The sequence below is a fragment of the Azotosporobacter soli genome (assembly GCF_030542965.1).
Classification (GTDB): Bacteria; Bacillota; Negativicutes; order SG130; family SG130; genus Azotosporobacter; species Azotosporobacter soli.
On the sequence record NZ_JAUAOA010000001.1, the window covers coordinates 63394 to 83877 of the forward strand.

Here is a 20484-nt window from a genome sequence, read left to right on the forward strand (position 1 = left end):
ATCAACCACGCCCTCTCATTTGACATTCCACTTAAAAAACTTTAAAATTACAACTGAAGATAGGAACGCGACAACTGCATAGTTCAAAAGACAGGCGCCCAGAAGGGCTTACGAACTGAAGAATAACTGCCTGCCTAGCAATCGCCGCTGCTGCCTAAGGGAGATAGGAAGGAGGTCATGTCTCGGTTCTGAAGGATCGGTCGTCTGTTGGCATGCATCCTCAGCAAAGGCTGAGTTTTTTTATTTTGTCGGGACGGCTTGCACCGCTTCTTAACCACACTAGCAACAATTCATTAGTTTGGGGAGGAATTTCACGATGCAATGGTTTCATGATTTAAAACTGTTTTCAAAATTGATGTTGGCCGTATTGGTTGCGGTGGCTTCCATGGCCGTAGCCGGAGCTTTCGGTTACTATTACACGCACGCGGTCAGTCAAAATATGGACCGCATGTATGAAGAACATTTACAGCCGATCAAACAATTGAATGAAGTACGCGCCAATTTTATCATTGTTCACGTGATGGTCGGTCAATTGATTGACGAACACCTGTCGCCGCAAAAACAGCAACAGCTGCAAGCAAAGATTCAAGACTTGTCGGCGCTTACGAATACGACTTTGGCGACCTATGAAAAGGGCAACCGCTCCACCGAAGAACGAAAGCATCTGGAAAAGCTAAAAACGGCCATTGAAGCGTACCGCAGTAGCCGGGAAAAAGCGCTCGCGCTTGCCAAGAGCGGCAAGAACGCCGATGCCGTCGCTTACATGAATCAGTACGTAACGGAAGATTCGATGCAGTGTACCGAGATCTTAAATGAACTGGTCAATATCAGCGCGCAGGCCAGCGAAAAAATGAACGAACAAAGCAAAGCCGCCGCGCAAACGGCGGAGCGGGTTCTCATTTCCGTGACCTTCGCCGCCCTGCTGCTCTTGACGAGCGGCGGCTGGCTGATGGCCCGCAGCCTGGCACGCCGTTTGGAAAGAGTCGGCGCAGTACTCGAAGGAATTGCCGAGGGTGATCTGACCAAAGACGTCGCGGTTTCCGGTCGCGATGAAATCGGAGAACTGGGACGCCACCTTAACGCGATGCGTAAACAACTGCATGATTTGGTAAAACAAATCTCGCTCTCCGCGCATCAGGTGACCGGCGCGGTGCAAGACATCAACCACAGCTCAGAATTGTCCGCGCAGGCGGGCGGCCAAATCTCTCTCGCCATTTCGCGCGTCGCCGAAGGCGCCGAAGATCAGCTGCGCCAAACCGACGAAACGCTGCATGCGGTCGAAGACATCTCGAACGGCATCCGTCAGGCCGCCGCAAACACGCAGGTGATCAGCCAGGCGGCCGACCGCACCGGCAACGCCGTTTCGCAGGGCGTGCAGGCGGTCGATAAGGCGGTCGGTCAGATGGATCTGATCCGCTCGACCGTCGATCTTTCGGCGCAGTGCGTCGCCAAGCTCGGCCAACGTTCGGAAGAAATCGGCCTGATCGTCGATACGATTTCCGGCATCGCCGGACAGACCAATCTGCTCGCGCTCAACGCGGCGATCGAAGCGGCCCGTGCGGGCGAGATGGGACGCGGCTTTGCGGTCGTCGCCGAGGAAGTGCGCAAGCTGGCCGAGCAATCGCAGGAATCGACCAAGCAGATTGCCCAGTTGATCGGCGATATCCAGACCGATACCAACGCGGCCGTCAGCGCGATGGAAAAAGGCACGCAGGAAGTCTCGACCGGCTACCAGGTGGTGCAGGGAGCGGGCCATTCGTTCGAAGAAATTTCCGCAATGATCGAAGAAATGGTCGGTCAGGTTTCCGAAGCGTCGCAGGTGATGGATACGATCGCCAAGCGCAGCCAGCGCGTGGTGACCGCGATGCAGGCGATCGACAAAGTCAGCCGCGCCAGCGCCGGACAGAGTCAGGAAGTCTCCGCAGCCACGCAAGAGCAATCCGCCTCGCTCGAAGAGCTGGCCTCGCTCAGCGAAGGCCTGGCCAGTATGGCGCAGGAGATGGAAAAAGGCATCCGCGCTTTCCGCGTCTAATTTCACTAAAACAAATGAAAACCAGGCGATTTCCTGCTGCAGGATCGCCTGGTTTTCTTCTTTCGTTTCTATATTCTCATCAATGAACCAAGCGCGATTTATTGCCCGAACGGCAGCGCCGCATCATACTGCGCTTCCACCAGCATCCGCCCATCAAGACGTAGATAGCCCCATTGTCCTTTTATTTTCACAGCTGCCGCACCGGCGTGAAAATTGCGCAGTTCCTCATAGGCCGCATTAGGAGGAATGATGAATTTTCCTCTCGCATCGATCACGCCCCAAGCGCCGCTTTGCTTGACCACTGCAACCTGTTCGCTAAACGGCTGCGCCGCTTCGAAACGTCCCTTGAACGGCAGATACCCCTCATGATTCATGTAGCCCCACTCGTCACCCAACTTGATTGCGGCCAAGCCGCAGCTGAAATTTCCGCCGTCGCTAAACAACAAGCGGCTGATCCGCTGATTTTGTTTATTGATGTAATTCCACTTTTCATCCTTTTTGACAACGGCCAGACCTTCGTTAAACGCGCCGAGTTCATCATAGACAGCCGGGATCACAAACTCACCCTGACGATTCACATATCCCCTTTTTTCCTTAATGATGACCAATGCCAGACCGTCTTTAAATTCGCCGGCCCCATCATACGTCAGCGGCACGATCTGCTTTCCCGTCTTATCAATAAAACCGCGCCTTACTATTTTTTGCGTCAAATCCAGCGGATTCACAATCACGCTGCCGCTGGCTACTTTCGCCGCGGTTAACAGGACGCCGCTCCAGGAAACATTGCGCTGCTGCACACGCACTTCCGCCAACCCATTCGTAAAAGGATAGACCTGATCGTAGGGCGCTGCGATTGCCAGATTCCCCTGCCGATCAATATATTGGCAGCCGTTTTCTTCTTTCACCACCGCTAAACCTTCTGTGAACGGCTGCAGATACTTGCTAAACTTTTCCGCTATCACCATTTTTCCTGTCTTATCAATGAATCCCCACTTGTCATTCAACTTCACCGCCGACAACGCTTCGGAAAAATCAGCGGCCTCCTTATAAAGGTAAGGCAAGACCGTTTTTCCCTGAAGATCGATATAACCCCAGCGATCATTCTTTTTTACCCGCGCCAAGCCTTCGCAAAATACGCCTGCATCCGTAAATGGACCGGCGAGCCTATTCTTTTCATAGGCTTTGTAATAATTCCACTCCTCGCCCTGCTTCGCTGCCAACAAGCCATTGCCAGCCGCTCTGACTTCGTCATATTCCAGCGCCAACGCTATTTTGCCGTTTCGATCATAGACGCCTTTTTTGCCGTTCAGCGTCACGCCGACAAAACCGTCCGATAGCGGCGCAATGGAGTCAAACAATAACGGCAGTATTATTTTTCCCGTTTGATCCAACAGGCCATGCTTACCGGATTTCTGCACCTCACTCAGTACCTGATTTTGACTGTTTTCCGCTGCGACAACAGGCTGTATCGCTTCTTCCGCTGCCAAGGCAAAAGCGCCGCTACAGCACAGCCACGCCGCAACGATTGCCATTCCCATCAACAAGCCGATCTTAGCACGCAAAATCAACCGCCCCCTCTTTTCCTTTATATGGAAATCATATCACGCATCGCCTTTCTTTGCCATCGTCGTAATAATAAATAAGAGCGTCCGTCATTGCTGACGGACGCTCTTATTTATTATTACGCTTTTCTTCTTACTTGCTTTCAATGAAACGGATCAGCGCTTCCACCGTTGCTTTGCTAGACGGCGGGTTTTGTCCGGTAATCAGATTGCCGTCGGCAACCACATGAACCGCAAAATTATCTTTCTTGCTGAACAGGCCTCCCTGTTCACGCAAACGCGTTTCCAGCATGAACGGCACCAGGTGGTCGAGCGCCACCGCGACTTCTTCGCTGTTGGTGAAGGAAGTGATGTTGCGTCCTTCGACAATCGGACGGCCCTGCTCGTTCAATACGCCGACCAAACCGGCCACGCCGTGGCAGACCGAAGCAATGCCGCGTCCCTCTTTGTTCAGCTTGCGCAGCGCGATTTTCAGATCGGCGCTGGCCGGAAAGTCAAACATCGTGCCATGTCCGCCGGAGAGGAAAATGCCGTCAAAATCGAGCGGGTTGATTTCGCTCAGCGCAAGCGTGTTTTCCAGCAACGCCGCTTCGGAAATTCCTGCAATGCCGTCTTCGATCGAGCGCGCGTCGAGCGGCGATTTGCCGCCTTTCGGACTGGCTACGACGACTTCATAACCGGCGCTTTTCAACGCACGGTACGGTTCGAGAAATTCTTCCAGCCAGAGGCCGGATACATGTTGATCATCGATTCTGTCATGATTGGTAACCACTAAAAGTACTTTTTTATTCGCCATTTTTTTAACCCTCGCATTCATTTTTGTTCTTAAGTGACCATTCGTCTTTAATTTGTCAAAAAAATTTGTCACAGGATTTGTTGTCCGGATAAGGCGTTTCGCCTTATCCGGCATCCCTTCGCTCCGCTACGGCAGCAGCAGGCGATGAAAGAGACTTTCCAAATTCGTTCTGACCGGTTCGGCCGATTTTTCAATCTTCATGCGCAGCAAGCTGCCCTGCCAGCAATCCCAAACCAAATCAGCCAATTGCTGCGCGGACAAATCCTGCCGGACTTTCCCCGCCTGTTGTCCCGCCGCCAATCGTTCGGCCAAAATTTCTTTGAATTCGCGTACCGCTTCCGCTAACGCCATGCGGCATTCTTCACTGGCTTCGCTGATTTCCGCAGCCAGGTTGCCGAGAAGACAGCCTTTTTTTACCGCCGCACATTCATAGCGTTCGGTAACTTCTACGAAGACCGTGCTTAAAGCCTGATAAGAACCCTCCGTCTCTGCCGCCGCCAGCATATTTTTCCATCGTCCAATGCTCGCTTCCGTATAAAAGCGAATGACTGCAACGCAAAAGTCTTCTTTACTATTGAAATAGTTATAAAAAGAACCTTTGGGCACATTGGCCAATGTGGCGATCTCTTGGATACCGGTCGCATTGAATCCTTTTTGCTCAAAGAGAGCGAGGCCGACTTCCAGGATAGTCTGTTTTGTTTTTTCTAAGTCTGCACTTTTTTTTCTTGCCATGGCTTTATTATACAACTGGTCATATTGTTTATCAAGTCTTTTTTACATTTTTTTATGATGCGGTCGTAAGACTGTTTGCCAGCATACCGATTACAATCACCAACAAGCCGATGCAGCCCAGCGTCGTCGGGAGCGCATCGCCCAAAAGCAGGCAGCCGCCCAGCAGCGAAAAAACGACTTCGCCCGCTTGCGTCGCTTCGATCACCGCCAGTTTTTTTGCATTGTGCATGACCATTGTAGTCGCTTTGAAAAACAAAAGCGTCGCCACGACACCGGAAAAAAGCGCGACGATCAACGATTGCATCGCCTGCGACCAACTGAAGAGCCCGCTTTGCAAAAGCGCCGCGCCAGCGGTGAGCAGCCAGAACGGCATACTGCAGAGCGTCATGCCGAATACGCGCTGCGTCGTGTTGAGTTCATCGCGGCACAGCAGCATCATTTTCCGGTTGCCGAGCGGATAGGCGACCGCCGCCACCAGTACCGCCAAAATATAAAGGTAATTTTGCCCCATGTTTTCTCCTGCCGCTTTTTCCATCTGCAGGACAAAGACGCCGATCAGGATAAAAGCGGCAATCGCGAGATTTTTTCCCGGGATGCGCACGCCCCAGAGCGGACTCAGCAAAATTCCGGCCACAATCGTACATTGCCAAAGTCCGGCGATCAGCCAGGATTCGCCGTAATTGGCCGCAAAGGTCAGCGGCAGGTAAAAGAGGCCGAAACCGACGCTGCTCCAGAGCAGCCAAGCCGCCGGTTCATTCTTTATCGCCCGGTAGACTTGCGTTGTTTGCCTGCGCCGATATACAATCAGAAAGAGAAAAGGCAACATGAACAGATAGCGCAGCGCCGCGCTCCACAGATAACTGTCGCCGGCCGCGTTCATGCTTCGATTTAAAATAAAAGTCACCGCAAAAAATAAAGATGCCAAAATTCCGTAGCCGATTGCCTGTTTCATTTTCGCCTCCGCATTTTTATTTTTGTTCATCATAACATACAAAACTACATCATACAATACAAAAGGATGGTTTCACGCATGGATGATATTACCTTACTCGTCGGCCGCAATTTGAAAAAACTGCGCAGCAAACACGACTTGAGTCTTGACGCGATCAGCGAAGCGACCGGAATCAGCAAGGCCATGCTCAGCCAGATCGAGCGGGGCAAATCGAACCCGACCGTGTCGACGCTTTGGAAAATCGCCACCGGTCTGAAGGTTCCGTTCTCGACGTTTATGGAACAAAGCGACCTCAGCTACGAAATCATTTCCGCGGATACGCTCACGCCGGTTTTGGAATGCGACGGGCTGATGAAAATTTATTCCTTTTTCCCCTTTGACGCCAACAAGCATTTTGAAATTCTTTCGATTGAACTGCAGCCGGGCGCGACGCATCATTCGCCCAACCACGCCGAGGGCGTCGAGGAATATATCTTCGTTTTTGCCGGCACGCTGCAAATCGGACTGGGCGCGGAAAAAATCACGCTGCAAAGCGGACAGGCGTTAAAGTTCCTCGCCAACCAACCGCACGCATACGCCAACACGCAAGACACGCTGTGCCGCTTTCAAAATTTGATTGTTTATCAGAAATAAGAGAGGCTGTCTCAAAATAGGTTTTCCGCCTATTTTGAGACAGCCTCATTCTTTTTGTTTTATTCAGGTTGCTTAAAAGGAGTCTGCTTAGCAAATCAAACTTGATCATGTTGTATTCATTCTGAGTTTTAGCTCTATCCGCAACAGTGGTTTTTCCAGAACGAAAGGGCTTCGTGGCAGACATGGCCGAAATAGCCTGCACCAGCCACCATTCCAGACACAATGCGCCATCCGGGCGCAGTGTCTGCTCGCGGCGTCCATGCCGCGAGTACTGTCTGATTTGTCTATTTCAACCTGTCTGCCGATATACTCGCCCTAAACGTTCTCAAAAAACCACTGCCGCGGGGCTTGGTAGGCCGACGTAACAACGCGAAAGGATTGCTTCGCAAAATCCTGATGATGTAAGAAAACTTCGTAAAACGCTTATCGAGTTAATACGAATAAACGCTGCATCATTGATGCAATTTTATCTCTTCCAATAAATCATCGCACAGCAGACTTTCTTTAAAACGTGCGCGATTGATTTCAAGATCCACGACCTTGGCAATTTCTTTTTGCTCTTCCCCTTCGGCCAGCATCTGGCCGTCGGGATTTACAATCAAACTTTTCCCGATAAACTCCGCATCCATATCCGCTTCCTGTTCAAAGCCGATGCGATTGCAGAGAACCAGCGCCGTCCTGTTTTCAAGCGCTCTCACCCGCGCAATCTCCTGCGTTGTCGCTGCGCCGAAATTCGCCAGTACGCAAAGCAGATCGGCGCCTTGCAAAACAAGCTCCCGCGACATTTCCGGAAACCACAGGTCGTAGCAGACTTGAACGCCGAGACGAATACCGGCGACGTTAAAGACGGGGCGTTCGTGCCCGCGGCTAAAAAACTTTTTCTCATAGCGGGTGAGATGAATCTTCCGGTATTTGCCGACATAGCCGTTACGATCGACCACCACGACGCTGTTAAAAAGTTCGCCGTTTTCTTCTTCCGCGACTCCGGCGACGATTGCGCACGAATAGGTTTTCGCAATTTCGATCAGTGAATTCGTAGTCGGTCCGCCGGGAATCGCTTCCGCATACGCAAGGGCCTCTGCTTTTGATTCATATAAATAACCGGTTGTACAAAGTTCCGGCAACACCAAAATATCGACTACCGCCTGCTTCAGAACTTTCACTATTTTTTTCAGGTTTTCCGCTTTATTTTTTCGCAGCACCTGTTGTTGAAAAAAAGCCACTCGTTTCAAACCGTCTCCACCCATCGCCGTTTTTCTTTACTATATCACAGCAAGCGATAAAAACGGTATGGCGTAATTTTAATGCGCGGCAACAGACGCATTTTTCTTGTGCAACACATTGCCAGGCATAAATAGCGCGATAACGGCAAGCGCCAACAAAATCCAGGCGACAAAATGGTACGCGTCGCGGTACGCCAAAATGCTGGCCTGATGCATCAATTCCTGATAAATGTGCCCCAGCGCGGCATTGGACGCCTGCGCCGCGGGCATACCCGACTGAACATAGGTTTGCACATACGCGGCCAGCGCGCTGGCGTAGCCGGGATCGGCACTGGTCAAATGCTGTACCAGCGCCGACTGTTCGACTTGCTGGCTATGAATCAGCTGATTGGTCACCAGTGAAATGCCGATGCTGCCGCCGAGATTGCGCATCAGCGAAACAATCGCCGACGCATTGCTGCTGTCTTCGGCGCTGACTTCGGAAAACGCCAACGTACTGGCGGGAACAAAAAGAAACGGCAGCCCGATCGTCTGCAGCATCCGTACCAGCACAAACGTCGCATAATCGGTCTGCGGCGTCACCATGCCGGTAGCCCACATGCCGACCGCACTGATCAGCATGCCGAAAGAAATCAGATACTTGGCCTTGACTCGCGTGACCAACTTTCCTACCACCGGCATCATCAAGAGCGTCACGGCGCCCGCAGGCGATAAAACAAGTCCGGCTAACGTTGCATTGTAGCCATAATTCGACTGCACCAGCATCGGCAAGAGCGTCGCACTGGAATAGAGTGCAAAGCCGACAAAGAAGATCATGATGCAGGGCATCGAAAAACTCGGTTTGGCAAACAGACTCAGTTTAACGATTGGTTCCTTTTGCTGACGCAGCCAGAGAATGGACAGAATCAACCCGGCGGCGGCAATCGCTGCAAAAATCAGGATAAAGGAGCTGTCAAACCAGTCTTCCTGCTGTCCCTTGTCGAGAACGATTTGCAGCGCGCCAAGTCCCAGCGCAATCAAACCAAGACCGATATAATCGACCGAGCCTACGTCACGCTTTTGCGCGCTCGGCGGATCCTCCACCAGTAACTTCACCAGAAAGACCGCAAGCAAGCCGATCGGCACATTCATAAAAAATATCCAGCGCCAACTGAAATTGTCGGTGATGTAACCGCCGAGGCTCGGCCCGAGAATCGGCGCGAGCAGCGTCGTGATCCCAGTGATGGCAAAAGCCATGCCCAGTTTGGCCGGTGGAAAGCTATCCTTGATGATCGCTTGTTGCGCCGGTTGCAAGCCGCCGCCCGCCAAGCCCTGCAGCAAACGGAAGACGATCAGCATCGGCAGCGAATTGGCGATGCCGCACATAAACGAAGTAAAGGTGAAACCGATGATGCAGGCGATGAAAAATGCCTTGCGTCCCATCAAACCGGACAGCCAGCCGGAGAGAGGCAGGACAATGCCGTTCGAAACGAGATAGGAGGTTAAAACCCAGGTACTTTCCTCCGAACTTGCGCCCAGCGAACCGGCAATGCTGGAGAGCGCAACATTGGCAATCGTCGTATCGAGCACTTCCATAAACGCGGCAATCGAAACGACCAGCGAGACAAGAATCGGATTGGACGATGTTTGTTCGGCTTCCGTCATAACAATCTTCCTGCCTTGGCCGTGTGTACCGTCGGAATGACCGACATGCCCGGCCCAAGGTGAATACCGTCGTCCGGCAACGTATCGAGCGTAATTTTGATCGGCACCCGCTGCACAGTCTTCACAAAATTTCCGGTGGCATTTTCAGCCGGGAATAAAGAAAAGCGCGCGCCGGTTCCGGCCTGAAAGCTGTCGATTTTTCCCTGCAATTTTACGTCTGGGTAGGCATCGATCACAATATCGACCGTTTGTCCGGGGCGCATTTGTTCGAGTTGCGTTTCCTTGAAATTAGCCGTTACCCATAGCTCCGTTCCAACAAGCGAACCCAGTTGCTGACCGATTTGCACATAATTTCCCGCTTCTACGCTGCGTTTCGTGATCCGTCCGTCAATCGGCGCAACGATCTTCGTGTTCGCCAAATCGGATTCCGCCTGCGCCAGATCGGCTTCCGCCTGTTTCACCTGCGCCATCGCTTGCGCACTGCTGCCTTGCGCTGCGCCAACTACGCTGCCTGCCGTATTCGCAGAGCGGTAATTAGCCGCCACTTTGTCGAGCGAAGCGCGATCCGATTGCTCGGAAGCCACCGCCTGATCCAACTGTTGACGCGAGCAGGCGCCGGTCGAAAACAACTGTTCCATACGCTGCCGATCCGCCGCCGATTTTTTCCAGACGGCTTCGGCCGCGGCAACCTGCGCTTCCGCCGAATCGACATTGGACGGCGCGGCAACCACGGTCGTCTTCAAATTGTTTTGCGTGACATCCGCCGCCGCACGCGCCGCCGTCAGCGCCGCCAACGCACGGTCACGCTTGATCAGATAATCGGTCGGATCGATTTCCAAAAGGACATCGCCCGCTTTTACCATTTGATTGTCGTTAATATTCAAGGTTTTGACGTAGCCTTGCACCTTCGGCATGATTACGATATTGCGTCCTTCAATCGCCGCATCATCAGTTGAAATTTCACCACGGTGAAGATAGGAATAGCCGCCTCCGGCGGCAGCCGTTATGAGTAGAACAATAATTATTTTCATCAGTTTTGGCGATAGTTTCATCTTACATCCTCTTTTCCGCTTCCGTTCTCTTCTATTTAAACAAACAAACGATTGTTTGATGCATCCTGTAAAAAAAAGCCGTCGCCTCGGTTTCACCTGGCGGACGGCATAATGCCGCGTAGATAGAGTGCAAATGCATGCGTCGTGTATTCGTTGTTGGCCTCTGCACCAAGCGGCAGGAATTTTTGCAATAGCGGTTTGGCAATAAAAAAAAAGTTCAAGATTCCGGCCAATGAAACGGCGGCGTAGGTAATGTTCAAATCCGCACGGAAATCGCCGCGCTCGATCCCTTCTTGCAACGCATCGGTAATAAATTGATAGGCTTGCGACAAATGCTGTTCTATAATCGGTCCGCCATAGCCGGTCGGATTCGTTAGTTCGCCATTCATAAAGCGGGAGAGAAAGGGGCTGTTGGCGTGAATTTGTGCAATATTTCCGGCATACAGCGTAAGGCGCTGCACCGGTGAAATATCTTTCTGCTCACGTACGAATGCCACCGCATTCAAAATCGGCGCTAATTGTTCCGTCAAAACCGCCTGATAAAGCCCTTCCTTACTCGCAAAATAATAGGATATCGCCGAGACGTTGATTTGAGCCTCTTTCGTCACTTCCCGTACCGAAACACCGGCAAAACCTTTTCTTGCAAACAGTGCAGTGGCCACTTCAATGATTTTCTTCCGGCTGTCCAACTCCATGCAAGCACCTCTTCTCAAGCAAACGATTGTTTGAATTGATCGTATCATACTTATCTTCGCTTGTAAATCCTTTCATACAAGAAGAAAAACCGGCTATATTGCCTCACTTTAAGCAACATAGCCGGTTTTTGTCATTTGACTACTCGAAAAGCGCCGGGTTTAACGGCCATTTTCCATAGGTGCGCGCGGCATCCATCAAAGCGATTACATTTTCCGTCGGCGTACCGAGCGACAAACCGCAGCCGCTGGAGAGCATGAAGCCTTTCGGGCTGCCGTACGTCTCGCGCAAGCATTCTTTCGCTTCGCGCATCACGTCGTCCGGCGTTCCCTTCCAGAGCGTGTACGGTTTGACATTGCCGGCTAGGCAGGCTTTGTCGCCGACCTGTCGTTTGGCCTCGGCCAGATCGATCTGATTGTCGAGGCTCAGCACACTGGCTTTTGCATCGACCATATCCTGCCACAGTTTGCTGGTGTCGCCGCAGATATGGACGAACGGCCCGCTGCCGAAGCGTTTAATAATATGTTCGGCATACTGCGTCAGATAGGGTTTGGCGAATTCGCGAAAATGCCGTTCGCTGATCAGGCTGCCGGACGCGGTCGGTTCGGCAATGCTCGGCTTGATGCCCAGTTCCCAAAGCGCATCGATAAAACGGATCACGTTATCGGTGGCAAACTGCAGCAATTTATGCACGTTCTCGGGCTGGCGGCGTATGTCTTTAAGAAAATTGTCGGTGCCGCGTACGGCAGCGGCGGTCGTGATCGGGCCGCCGACCGAACAGCCGACGCCGGCCCGGTCTTTGACGCGCTCCTGCATAATGCGCAGCGCCTTCAGCATCAGCGGCAAACGCCCTGACTTCGCCGGATCGATCAACTCCATGCTTTCCAGCTGCGCATAGTCTTTTAAGACCGGTTCGGAAACGAACGGCATACTGCGTTCCGGAAAGGTCAGTTTCGTACCGATCGCTTCGGCAATTCCAAACAAGCCGGGTCCGGAACCGACCGAATCGCATTCGTACGTTTCAAACGCATGCACCTGCGCTTCGGCCATCAGTTCGGCCGAATGATAATAGCGCGACATATCGCCGCCCATAAAAAAATAAGCCTGATCCGTAACCAGCGGCATACAGGGTATCCGGTCGATTGCTTCGCCGCGCGCAAAGGCCGCCATCCGTTCTTTCGGCGTCATTTCATCTCGCCAAGTCATTTTCATTTTGTGACCTCCTGTTTTTTTCGCAACAAGCGGTAAATTTATAGAAAATTACGATATACTATATAGAGTAATTGTATGTTAATCGGAAAAATCCTTCCCGGTTGGACAAAGTAAGAAAAAGAAGTGTCAACAAAAACAAAGACGAGGGGGACAATCATCATGTCGAAAAGTAATGCCACCTTATTGCAGGAATTATCGGATGCGGTCGTCGAGATGGAGGAAGACCGTGCAGTGGCTGCGGCACATGCGCTAATCGATGCGGGCGTTGACGCCGCACTTGGCATTGAGCAGGGCTTGGCCGACGGTATGGAGCGGGCCGGAAAATTGTTCGAAGAAGAAGAATATTTTATTCCTGAACTATTGCTCTGCTCGGATGCAATGTATGCCGGTTTGGAAATATTAAAACCGCATCTAAAAAAGACGACGGCTAAGAAAGCGAAAGTCGTAATCGGCGTCATCAAAGGCGATACGCATGATATCGGCAAGAACATCGTAAAGATCATGCTGGAAACGGCCGGGTATGAACTGATCGATCTGGGACGCGATGTGCCGCCCGCCGATTTTGTCAGCGAAGCGGTGGCAAAAGAAGCGCAGATCATCGCGGTCGGCACCTTAATGACGACGACAATGTCCGGCATGGAAGAAATCATCCGCTTGCTGACGCAGAAAAAAAACCGTGATAAATTCCAAGTCCTAGTCGGCGGCGGGCCGATTTCGCAGGCCTTTGCCGATTCGATCGGCGCTGACGCCTATGCGGTCAACGCCGCCGACGCGGTACGCAAAGTCCGCGCACTGTTGTCGGAAAGCGAACTGCCCGAGGCATCGATATGTTAACGCCGAAAGAACGACTGCTTGCCAAGCTGAATGGCCGGAAAACCGACAGACCGCCGGTTATCTGTACCGGCGGCATGATGAATGCCGCGATTGTTGAAATCATGCAGCAAAGCGGACATACGCTGCCCGAAGCGCATACGGATGCCGCCTTGATGGCGGATCTGGCCGGCGCAATCTATGAACAGACCGGTTTTGAAAACATCGGCATTCCGTTTTGCATGACGGTCGAAGCCGAAGTGCTCGGCAGCGACGTCACCTATGGCACGCTGGAGTGCGAACCGAAGATCACCCGCGAGCTGTTCGCCGCGCCGCGCGACGTGACGCCGAAAAACATCGCCGCTATGCTGGCCGACGGTCGCATCGCCACGGTGGTCGCGGCAGCTGATCTGTTGGCCAAGCGCTACCCTGATGTTCCGGTGATCGGCAATATTACCGGGCCGGTAAGTGCAGCCGCTTCGCTGGTGGACCCGGTCGAACTGTTGAAACAGTACCGCAAGGATCCGGCCGAATGCCACCGCGTGATGCGTTACATCTCTGACCTCTTGATCGCTTTTGCCCGCCAAATGGCGGAAAGCGGCGTCAATGCCATTTCGATCGGCGATCCTACCGCAACCGGGGAAATCCTCGGGCCCAAAATCTTTCGCGAGTTTGCCGCTTTTTATCTCAACCAGGTCATCGATGCGCTGCATGCCAGCGACATTCCTGTCATCGTCCATATCTGCGGCAACATGAACACAGTACGGCCGCAGCTTCCGACGCTGCATGCCAACGCCATCAGCACCGACGCGATGGTCAATCTGAAGCAACTGAAAACGGATTTTCCTGAAATTACGACGATGGGCAACCTCAGTACCTATCTGCTTGAACTGGGTTCGGCCGCGCAAGTGGCCGAGCAGACGCGGCGACTGGTGGCGGACGGCATTGACATCATCTCGCCGGCCTGCGGTCTCAGCACCTCCACTTCGCTCGAACTGATTCGCGCGATGACCGGCTCGGTCAAGGAGGGCTGACGTTGGCGGAACTTATTTTTCTCCAGAACGGCAAGCACACGAGCGTGAGCGCAGCGCCCCAGGAAACGATTCTGGCCGCCGCCCGAAAAGCCGGTTTGCTCTTGGAATCACCCTGCAACGGCAACGGCACCTGCGGCAAATGTCGCATCACGCTGACGGATGCCTGCGGTGCGAAAAAAAACGTGCTTGCCTGCACCACGCTTGCGGAAACGGATGCCACGATTTCTTTTATCGACCGCGCCGATGGGCATGCGCTGCAAATCAAGCAGGATGGCCCGGTTCAAACGTTTCAACTGGACGGCGCGATACGCAAAACCTATCTGCCGCAGCAGAACCGGACGGTTGTCCATCACTTTGAGCAATCCATTGCCGAAGAAGTCGGCGATACCTGTAAGGAAGCCTATGGTCTTTTGGTCGATGTCGGCACAACGACGCTCGTGGCTGCCGTCGTCGATCTGCTCAGCGGCGAAGAACTTGCTTCGACCGGAGCGCTGAATCCGCAAAGCAGGTTGGCCCAGGATGTCTTGTCGCGCATCCGTTACGCCTCGTCAGCAAACGGCTTAGCCGAAATGCAACGTCTGCTCATCGCTGAACTGAACCGCATGCTGGACAACTTGACGGCGCAATCCGGCATCCTTCGTGAGCGCATTTACGAAGTGGTGCTAAGCGGCAATACCTGCATGCTTCATCTGGCAGCCCGCATCAACCCCCAACCGCTGGGCGCTTCCCCGTACACCCCCGGCACAAGCGGCGATGAATACCGCCTGGCAAGCGAGCTTGGCCTCGTCGTTTCTCCCGCTGCCAAGGTCTATCTGCCGCCGATCATTTCCGCCTATGTCGGCGCCGACATCACGTCCGGCCTGCTGGCAACCGATTTAGCCGCGCAACGCGGCATTCAGCTGTTTGTCGACATCGGCACCAACGGCGAAATCGTCTTGGCTGTGAACGGAACATTGTCCGCAACTTCGACTGCCGCCGGGCCGGCTTTTGAGGGCATGAACATTTCGCAGGGGATGCGCGCCGCGCCGGGCGCAATCGAAGCGTTTCGCCTCACTGCCGACGGACAGCGCGAGGTACGTACGATCGGCAACCAGCCTGCGCTCGGCCTTTGCGGCAGCGGTCTGCTTGACGTGGCGGCGCAATTGGTGCAGCATAAGCTGATCGGCAAAACGGGCCGCTTCAATAAAGAAGCGCCTGGCCTGTCTTCGCTCGACGGCAAATTAACCTTTACCGTCAGCGGCGACATTCGCCTGACGCAGCAGGACGTCCGCCAGCTTCAGCTGGCGAAAGGCGCGATCCGCTCCGGCATCGAGGCGCTGCTCGCTGCGCAAAACATCGCCGCCTCTGCGGTTGATCGCGTATTAATCGCCGGTTCCTTCGGCTATCATCTAAACGAAGAAAGTCTGCTCGCGATCGGCTTGCTGCCGGACGCCTTTCGCGGCAAAGTCGACTTTATCGGCAACACTTCAAAAAGCGGTGCGCAGGTTTTGCTGCTCAGCCAAGCAGCTCGTCGCCAGGCAGCGGCAACAGCCGCCAGCGTATCCGTACTCGAGCTCGCACAGGAAAAAGACTTCGATAAACTGTTCGTCAGCTGTCTTGCCTTTTAATTTATCTTCTGCCAAACTTGTCTGAAACGGAGGAAACAGCCATGTCCGACAAAGAAACGTCAAACGCTTGCTGTCCGGCCACTTGCTGCGCTTCGCCTGCGGAGACTCATTTGCAAAACTGCATGGTTTGCGGCGGCCAATTACTTTATCAAAGTCATGCCGAAGAGAAAACCTGCAACTATTGCGGCGCACTTTCAGCGACGTCTGTGTTTTGTCCCGACGGCCATTATGTTTGTGAAGCCTGCCACGGTGCGGGCTACTACGCTTTCTTGCAGCAGTACGCACTAAATACAAGCAGTCGCGATCCGATGTCCATTGCCGAAGCGCTTTTGCAGAGTCCGGCCTTGCCTTCACTCGGCGGCGAGCATCATCCGCTTGTCGCAGCAGCACTGCTCGGCGCGTTGAAAAATCACGGCGAATTTCTCCTGCCGGATGGCACAAGACGCTGCATAACCGATGCAGATATCTTGGAAGGCATGCGCCGGATGAAGCAGATTCCTTCCTGCAGTTGCGCTTATCATGGAGCCTGCGGCGCAGGTTTGGCTGTTGGCACAACGTTCAGTCTTCTGCTTGGCGCAACCTGCGCGAACGACATGGAACGGACGCTCGCAATGCGCGCTACTAATGCCGCCCTTGCCGCGATTGCGGATTGCGGCGGTCCCGCCTGCTGCAAGCAAAGCGTGCGGACAGCCATTCTGAGCGGCGTCGGCTTACTGAAAGAATTATTTCGCATTCATCTCCCGCTTAGCCGCAGTCGCTGCTTTCATCAAAAAGACACCTCGCATGGCTGCAAAGGAATGGCCTGCCGTTTCAGTCGGTAAGAGAACTTACTCTTAAATCAGTTCTTGCCCGCCAGCCTTCCCGACTTGTTGCTCAGACGCGAAAAGGCCATACGCCCTCTCTCTGCAGCGCTGCAATAATCGATAGGCAATGACAAGCGTTATCGCCTCCGTCAATGGCATCGTAATCCAGATGCCCAGTTCGCCAAGCAAGCGCGGCAAGAGAAGTATGAAAAGCGCGACCAGAGCCAGGCTGCGCAGTACCGATATCGCTGCCGCTGTTTTTGCCTGGCCGATCGAAGTGAAGAAAACCGTCGCAATGATGTTATACCCGGTCAGAATAAAGGCGGTGGAAAACCAACGCAGCCCGAGTTGGCCAATCTGAATGAGTTCTTCGTTGCCGTTGGCAAAGAGGCCGATTATCGCTTCGGCAGCGACAAACGACAAGCTGCCGAGTACGCCGCCGACAAGGATCACCGCCTTCACGGCCATTGCCAAAAACGCGTTTATCTTTTCCCTATTTCGTGCGCCAAAGTGGTAACTGATCAGCGGATGAACGCCGATTGCAATTCCGGTAATGACCATGCTGTGCAAAAACAGCACATAACCAATAACGGTCAGCGCAGCCACGCCATTCACGCCGAGCCGCTCCAGCAGCACTATATTGTATAAAAAAGTGGTAAGCGAAACAGAAATCTGCGCAATAAATTCCGCCGTACCGTTTAACGCTATATTTTTCAAGTCCACCCACTTAACCTGGCATTTGCAAAAGCAGTACGCTGATTTTCGCCTGACAAAATAAGCCAAGCCGACGATAAACGGCAGCAGCACCGCCAGGCCAGACGCCATGGCAGCGCCGCGCATTCCCCAATCCAATCCGACAACAAACCAATAATCAAGCACGATATTAAGAATGTTTCCAGCCACGCCGAACAGCAAGGCCAGCTGCGGTTTGCCTTCGGCTCGGATAAACATCGAGAAGGCCATATTCAGCATAATAAAAAGGTAAAAGTACTGCAAAACACCGAGAAATTCCAACGCGTACTGCTTCGTGATGCCGCTCGCGCCTAACGCCAGGACAACCTCATCCAAAAATGCCGCCAAACAACTGACCAATACGACGTTGACAAGCGCGACGGCCGTCAGCGAAAGCGTGAAAAAATAATTAGCCCTCTCCGTTTGCCTTGCACCGCGGCTCTGTGTAGCGAGCGTTACGCCGCCCACGCCGAGCAAAAGAGTGACGGCCAAGAGCAAATATAATATCGGCAAGGTAAAATTCACTGCGGCAAGTCCATGCTCGCCCACTTTCCAGCCAATAAAAAAGCCGTCTACGATCACAATAAACGACGTAAGAAACATCGTTATAATACAGGGAATGGTATACTGCAAAAAAGTTTTAACTACACTTGTTTCCTTGCTTATCTTTACTTCCTTCATTCGAATCCCCTCCGCCAGCAATCTTTTCCTATGAGCAGTCTATCTTTTTTGCCGCCGGGATTCTTCTGAATTCGGGCTTTTATTTTAACCGTTTTTGATGGGAATGCAAATTTCCAGGCTGATCTTGCCGTCTTCGTCTATGCCGGACCGGTATATTTCCAAAGTCGGCTTATCCTCTAATTCATAACGGCAAAACGGCAGCCACAAGGAAAAAATTTCATTGAACGTCAAGATCAGCTTTGCCGCTTCGTCCTGAAACGCATAGCATGCATACAAGCCTTCTTTAATGTTGTGCTCATCATATCCTGCCGTTTCCTCGAGCGCGACACACATATCATAGATGCAACGGTCTTCATCCACCGTCAGCAGCGGATCATCATAAGAAATGCCGATAAAGCATGTGTTTTCCTTCAGCAATTGTTTTTCTTCCAGTTCCGTGCAAAAACTGCACCATGCAGTCTCCAGGTCGCGCGTATAATTGCAAATGACCCGCTTATAGGAGAGATTCAATTCTGCGATTCGTTTCAGTTTTATTTTTTTATCCAGTTCTTTAAAGATATGCTCATTCTTTTTCAAATTCTGAATGTGTTGTATGACAATGGAAAATGAATCTTTTAACGGCATTTGCTGCTCTCGCCGAAACGCGGATGCACTTACGCCAAAATATTGCCTAAAAGCCGACGCAAAGTTAGAAGAACTGTAGCCGGCCTCGACGGCAATATCAGTTATCGACTTATGCGGTGCGGTCTTTAGCATGAACGCGGCCCGCTCCAACTTCATTCGTTTAATAAACGAATAAATATTTTCTCCAACGCTGCCCTTGAACACGCGATTAAAATGATATTTTGAAAAATAGCCTTGTGCGGCAATTTCTTCTACGCTCAAGTTTTTATCCAGATTCGCATAAATGTAATTGATCGCTTTATTTATGTTCATCATATGGCGGCTAGACAAAAAAGAATCCCCCCTTGTAATTTTCCTGACGCGAGTGACTCACAAAAGAAAAATGGCAAGACGTCGATTACTTCGACCGCCTTGCTCTTTTTTATATTATCTTATCTTTGTATGCATTATATTCGCCTAATTTTTTGTCAAACTCCAAAACATGGCGATCCAATTTTTCCACCACTTGCGCCAAGACGATGCCGCAAAGCCGGTTTTCCGCTTGCTCCTGCAGTACCGTTGTCAGCTCCGTCAGCGAACGTTCGTGTTCACGCCGGTGCTCTTCATAATCAGGAAACTCCTTCTCCTGCATCCAGCTTTCCTCATGTTGGTAATGTTCTTTAATTTTTTGCAGCAAGTCGCTCGCCATTTCGGCCGGAATGCTGTTCAGCGTTTTTTCTTTGGGGTCGTTCAACAGCGCTCTTGCCAACGCCGAAACTTCTTTAAACAAGCGTTCATGCTCTTCATCGATCGATTCGATGCCAAGCACGTACTCTTTTCGCCACTCTAAGAGCCCCATTGCAATCAACACCCTTTGCAAAATTCTTTCGCCGTTCTCTCTTTATTTCGCCAATCTTTTCCAGATTCCTATCCACGCCGCTTACTTTGTAAAATTCCCCTTTGTCTTTCAAAAAGCATACTTTTATCTGACGCCAACCTATAAAGCGAAAAAAGAAAAGCAGGACGCCGATTTTCAAGCGCCCTGCTCTCTGCTCTACAGCTTTTCTTTTTAGCGATACACGCGCAGCCTCGTTTCCAGCGGCTGAAATTCTTTTTCGCCCGGTTGTGCGGTTGGCTGGCCAAAAGGCATTTCAGCCAACAGTTTCCACTCGGCCGGTATATTCCAGCGTTCTTTTACCGCATTATCAATCAGCGGATTGTAATGTTGCAGCGATGCGCCCAAGCCTTCGCCTTCCAGCGCGGTCCAGATCACATGTTGCAGCATGCCGGAAGACTGTAGCGACCAGATCGGGAAATTCTCGCTGTAAAGCGGGAATTTGTTTTGCAGCCCCTCGATCACGCTCATATCTTCAAAATAGAGCACCGTTCCATACCCGGCGGCAAAGGAATCGATCTTCGCTTCCGTCGCGGCAAAGCTGTCCGCTGGGACCACCTTGCGCAGCGCATCCTTTGTCAGATTCCATAGCGCATCGTGCTGTGCGCCGAAGAGCACGACCACGCGCGCGCTTTGCGAATTAAACGAGGACGGCGTATGTTTGACCGCTTCTTCAATCAGCGAGCTGATCCTCTCTTCGCCTACCTTGATCTCTTTGCCGATGCCATAAAACGTCCGGCGTTCTTTCACTGCTTGCATAAATTCACGTGTCATTTTCTTTTCCCCCT

At 52.2% G+C, this 20484-nt stretch carries 19 protein-coding genes; 6 read left to right on the forward strand and 13 right to left on the reverse strand.

Going from position 1 to position 20484, the window contains the following annotated elements:
- Positions 1-316 precede the first annotated feature (316 nt).
- Positions 317-2032 (forward strand): methyl-accepting chemotaxis protein, encoded by a 1716-nt coding sequence (locus tag QTL79_RS00270; RefSeq protein ID WP_346352922.1) that lies wholly within the window; start codon positions 317-319, stop codon positions 2030-2032.
- A 98-nt stretch (positions 2033-2130) separates the two neighbouring features.
- On the opposite strand, the gene QTL79_RS00275 is transcribed toward QTL79_RS00270, so the two are convergent.
- The 4 genes from QTL79_RS00275 to QTL79_RS00290 all read right to left on the reverse strand — a co-directional run bounded on the left by QTL79_RS00275 (position 2131) and on the right by QTL79_RS00290 (position 6074).
- A complete protein-coding gene (locus QTL79_RS00275; RefSeq protein ID WP_346352923.1) occupies positions 2131-3594 on the reverse strand; it encodes a WG repeat-containing protein in 1464 nt (487 codons plus the stop codon).
- 133 nt (positions 3595-3727) lie between these two features.
- Positions 3728-4390 carry a type 1 glutamine amidotransferase domain-containing protein gene (locus QTL79_RS00280; protein ID WP_346352924.1) on the reverse strand — a complete coding sequence of 221 codons (663 nt, stop codon included), beginning with the start codon at positions 4388-4390 and terminating at the stop codon, positions 3728-3730.
- A gap of 126 nt (positions 4391-4516) precedes the next feature.
- On the reverse strand, positions 4517-5122 hold the full coding sequence (locus tag QTL79_RS00285) for a TetR/AcrR family transcriptional regulator (RefSeq protein ID WP_346352925.1): 606 nt from the start codon (positions 5120-5122) through the stop codon (positions 4517-4519).
- Between the two features lie 52 nt (positions 5123-5174).
- Positions 5175-6074, reverse strand: coding sequence for a DMT family transporter (locus tag QTL79_RS00290; RefSeq protein WP_346352926.1), 900 nt, complete (start codon positions 6072-6074; stop codon positions 5175-5177).
- 78 nt (positions 6075-6152) lie between these two features.
- On the opposite strand from QTL79_RS00290, the gene QTL79_RS00295 reads away from it, so the two are divergent.
- Positions 6153-6707 (forward strand): helix-turn-helix domain-containing protein, encoded by a 555-nt coding sequence (locus QTL79_RS00295; RefSeq protein ID WP_346352927.1) that lies wholly within the window; start codon positions 6153-6155, stop codon positions 6705-6707.
- A gap of 452 nt (positions 6708-7159) precedes the next feature.
- Here the strand turns inward: QTL79_RS00295 and QTL79_RS00300 are convergent, their stop codons facing one another.
- From QTL79_RS00300 to QTL79_RS00320, 5 genes are all read right to left on the reverse strand, one after another.
- Positions 7160-7930, reverse strand: coding sequence for a carbon-nitrogen hydrolase family protein (locus QTL79_RS00300; RefSeq protein WP_346353255.1), 771 nt, complete (start codon positions 7928-7930; stop codon positions 7160-7162).
- Between the two features lie 78 nt (positions 7931-8008).
- The gene (locus QTL79_RS00305) at positions 8009-9574 is read right to left on the reverse strand and encodes a DHA2 family efflux MFS transporter permease subunit (protein WP_346352928.1); all 1566 of its coding nucleotides are present in this window, start codon (positions 9572-9574) and stop codon (positions 8009-8011) included.
- Positions 9571-10626 carry an HlyD family secretion protein gene (locus QTL79_RS00310; RefSeq protein ID WP_346352929.1) on the reverse strand — a complete coding sequence of 352 codons (1056 nt, stop codon included), beginning with the start codon at positions 10624-10626 and terminating at the stop codon, positions 9571-9573. Before QTL79_RS00310 ends, QTL79_RS00305 begins: the two co-directional genes overlap by 4 nt.
- 92 nt (positions 10627-10718) lie before the next feature.
- Complete coding sequence (locus QTL79_RS00315; protein WP_346352930.1) at positions 10719-11321, reverse strand: TetR/AcrR family transcriptional regulator; 603 nt, start codon at positions 11319-11321, stop codon at positions 10719-10721.
- Positions 11322-11460: 139 nt separating this feature from the next.
- Complete coding sequence (locus tag QTL79_RS00320) at positions 11461-12531, reverse strand: uroporphyrinogen decarboxylase family protein (protein WP_346352931.1); 1071 nt, start codon at positions 12529-12531, stop codon at positions 11461-11463.
- 159 nt (positions 12532-12690) lie between these two features.
- Between QTL79_RS00320 and QTL79_RS00325 the strand changes: the two genes are divergently transcribed.
- Genes QTL79_RS00325 through QTL79_RS00340 form a run of 4 tightly spaced genes read left to right on the forward strand, consistent with a single transcriptional unit; the run spans position 12691 to position 16803 of the window.
- Entirely contained in the window at positions 12691-13365 is a 675-nt protein-coding gene (locus tag QTL79_RS00325) for a corrinoid protein (RefSeq protein WP_346352932.1), read from the forward strand.
- A complete protein-coding gene (locus QTL79_RS00330) occupies positions 13359-14375 on the forward strand; it encodes a uroporphyrinogen decarboxylase family protein (RefSeq protein WP_346352933.1) in 1017 nt (338 codons plus the stop codon). The genes QTL79_RS00325 and QTL79_RS00330 overlap by 7 nt, the downstream gene beginning before the upstream one ends.
- A gap of 2 nt (positions 14376-14377) precedes the next feature.
- Positions 14378-15982: an ASKHA domain-containing protein gene (locus tag QTL79_RS00335; RefSeq protein ID WP_346352934.1), complete on the forward strand. Its 1605-nt coding sequence runs from the start codon at positions 14378-14380 to the stop codon at positions 15980-15982.
- Between the two features lie 41 nt (positions 15983-16023).
- Positions 16024-16803 (forward strand): DUF5714 domain-containing protein, encoded by a 780-nt coding sequence (locus tag QTL79_RS00340; protein WP_346352935.1) that lies wholly within the window; start codon positions 16024-16026, stop codon positions 16801-16803.
- Positions 16804-16815: 12 nt separating this feature from the next.
- Here QTL79_RS00340 and QTL79_RS00345 read toward each other — a convergent pair whose 3' ends face one another.
- From QTL79_RS00345 to QTL79_RS00360, 4 genes are all read right to left on the reverse strand, one after another.
- Positions 16816-18198, reverse strand: a complete 1383-nt coding sequence (locus QTL79_RS00345; protein ID WP_346352936.1) for an MATE family efflux transporter — start codon at positions 18196-18198, stop codon at positions 16816-16818.
- An 84-nt stretch (positions 18199-18282) separates the two neighbouring features.
- Complete coding sequence (locus QTL79_RS00350; RefSeq protein ID WP_346352937.1) at positions 18283-19152, reverse strand: AraC family transcriptional regulator; 870 nt, start codon at positions 19150-19152, stop codon at positions 18283-18285.
- Between the two features lie 91 nt (positions 19153-19243).
- Positions 19244-19660 carry a bacteriohemerythrin gene (locus QTL79_RS00355; protein ID WP_346352938.1) on the reverse strand — a complete coding sequence of 139 codons (417 nt, stop codon included), beginning with the start codon at positions 19658-19660 and terminating at the stop codon, positions 19244-19246.
- Between the two features lie 210 nt (positions 19661-19870).
- Positions 19871-20470 (reverse strand): nitroreductase family protein, encoded by a 600-nt coding sequence (locus tag QTL79_RS00360; RefSeq protein WP_346352939.1) that lies wholly within the window; start codon positions 20468-20470, stop codon positions 19871-19873.
- Positions 20471-20484 lie beyond the last annotated feature (14 nt).

Bases quoted from the DNA above. Each gene is read 5' to 3' on its own strand.
- QTL79_RS00360 (WP_346352939.1), bottom strand. From the start codon at position 20,470: ATGACACGTGAATTTATGCAAGCAGTGAAAGAACGCCGGACGTTTTAT.
- QTL79_RS00310 (WP_346352929.1), bottom strand. From the start codon at position 10,626: ATGAAACTATCGCCAAAACTGATGAAAATAATTATTGTTCTACTCATA.
- QTL79_RS00345 (WP_346352936.1), bottom strand. From the start codon at position 18,198: ATGAAGGAAGTAAAGATAAGCAAGGAAACAAGTGTAGTTAAAACTTTT.
- QTL79_RS00290 (WP_346352926.1), bottom strand. From the start codon at position 6,074: ATGAAACAGGCAATCGGCTACGGAATTTTGGCATCTTTATTTTTTGCG.
- QTL79_RS00320 (WP_346352931.1), bottom strand. From the start codon at position 12,531: ATGAAAATGACTTGGCGAGATGAAATGACGCCGAAAGAACGGATGGCG.
- QTL79_RS00295 (WP_346352927.1), top strand. From the start codon at position 6,153: ATGGATGATATTACCTTACTCGTCGGCCGCAATTTGAAAAAACTGCGC.
- QTL79_RS00355 (WP_346352938.1), bottom strand. From the start codon at position 19,660: ATGGGGCTCTTAGAGTGGCGAAAAGAGTACGTGCTTGGCATCGAATCG.
- QTL79_RS00270 (WP_346352922.1), top strand. From the start codon at position 317: ATGCAATGGTTTCATGATTTAAAACTGTTTTCAAAATTGATGTTGGCC.
- QTL79_RS00305 (WP_346352928.1), bottom strand. From the start codon at position 9,574: ATGACGGAAGCCGAACAAACATCGTCCAATCCGATTCTTGTCTCGCTG.
- QTL79_RS00280 (WP_346352924.1), bottom strand. From the start codon at position 4,390: ATGGCGAATAAAAAAGTACTTTTAGTGGTTACCAATCATGACAGAATC.
- QTL79_RS00330 (WP_346352933.1), top strand. From the start codon at position 13,359: ATGTTAACGCCGAAAGAACGACTGCTTGCCAAGCTGAATGGCCGGAAA.
- QTL79_RS00340 (WP_346352935.1), top strand. From the start codon at position 16,024: ATGTCCGACAAAGAAACGTCAAACGCTTGCTGTCCGGCCACTTGCTGC.
- QTL79_RS00325 (WP_346352932.1), top strand. From the start codon at position 12,691: ATGTCGAAAAGTAATGCCACCTTATTGCAGGAATTATCGGATGCGGTC.
- QTL79_RS00285 (WP_346352925.1), bottom strand. From the start codon at position 5,122: ATGGCAAGAAAAAAAAGTGCAGACTTAGAAAAAACAAAACAGACTATC.
- QTL79_RS00315 (WP_346352930.1), bottom strand. From the start codon at position 11,321: ATGGAGTTGGACAGCCGGAAGAAAATCATTGAAGTGGCCACTGCACTG.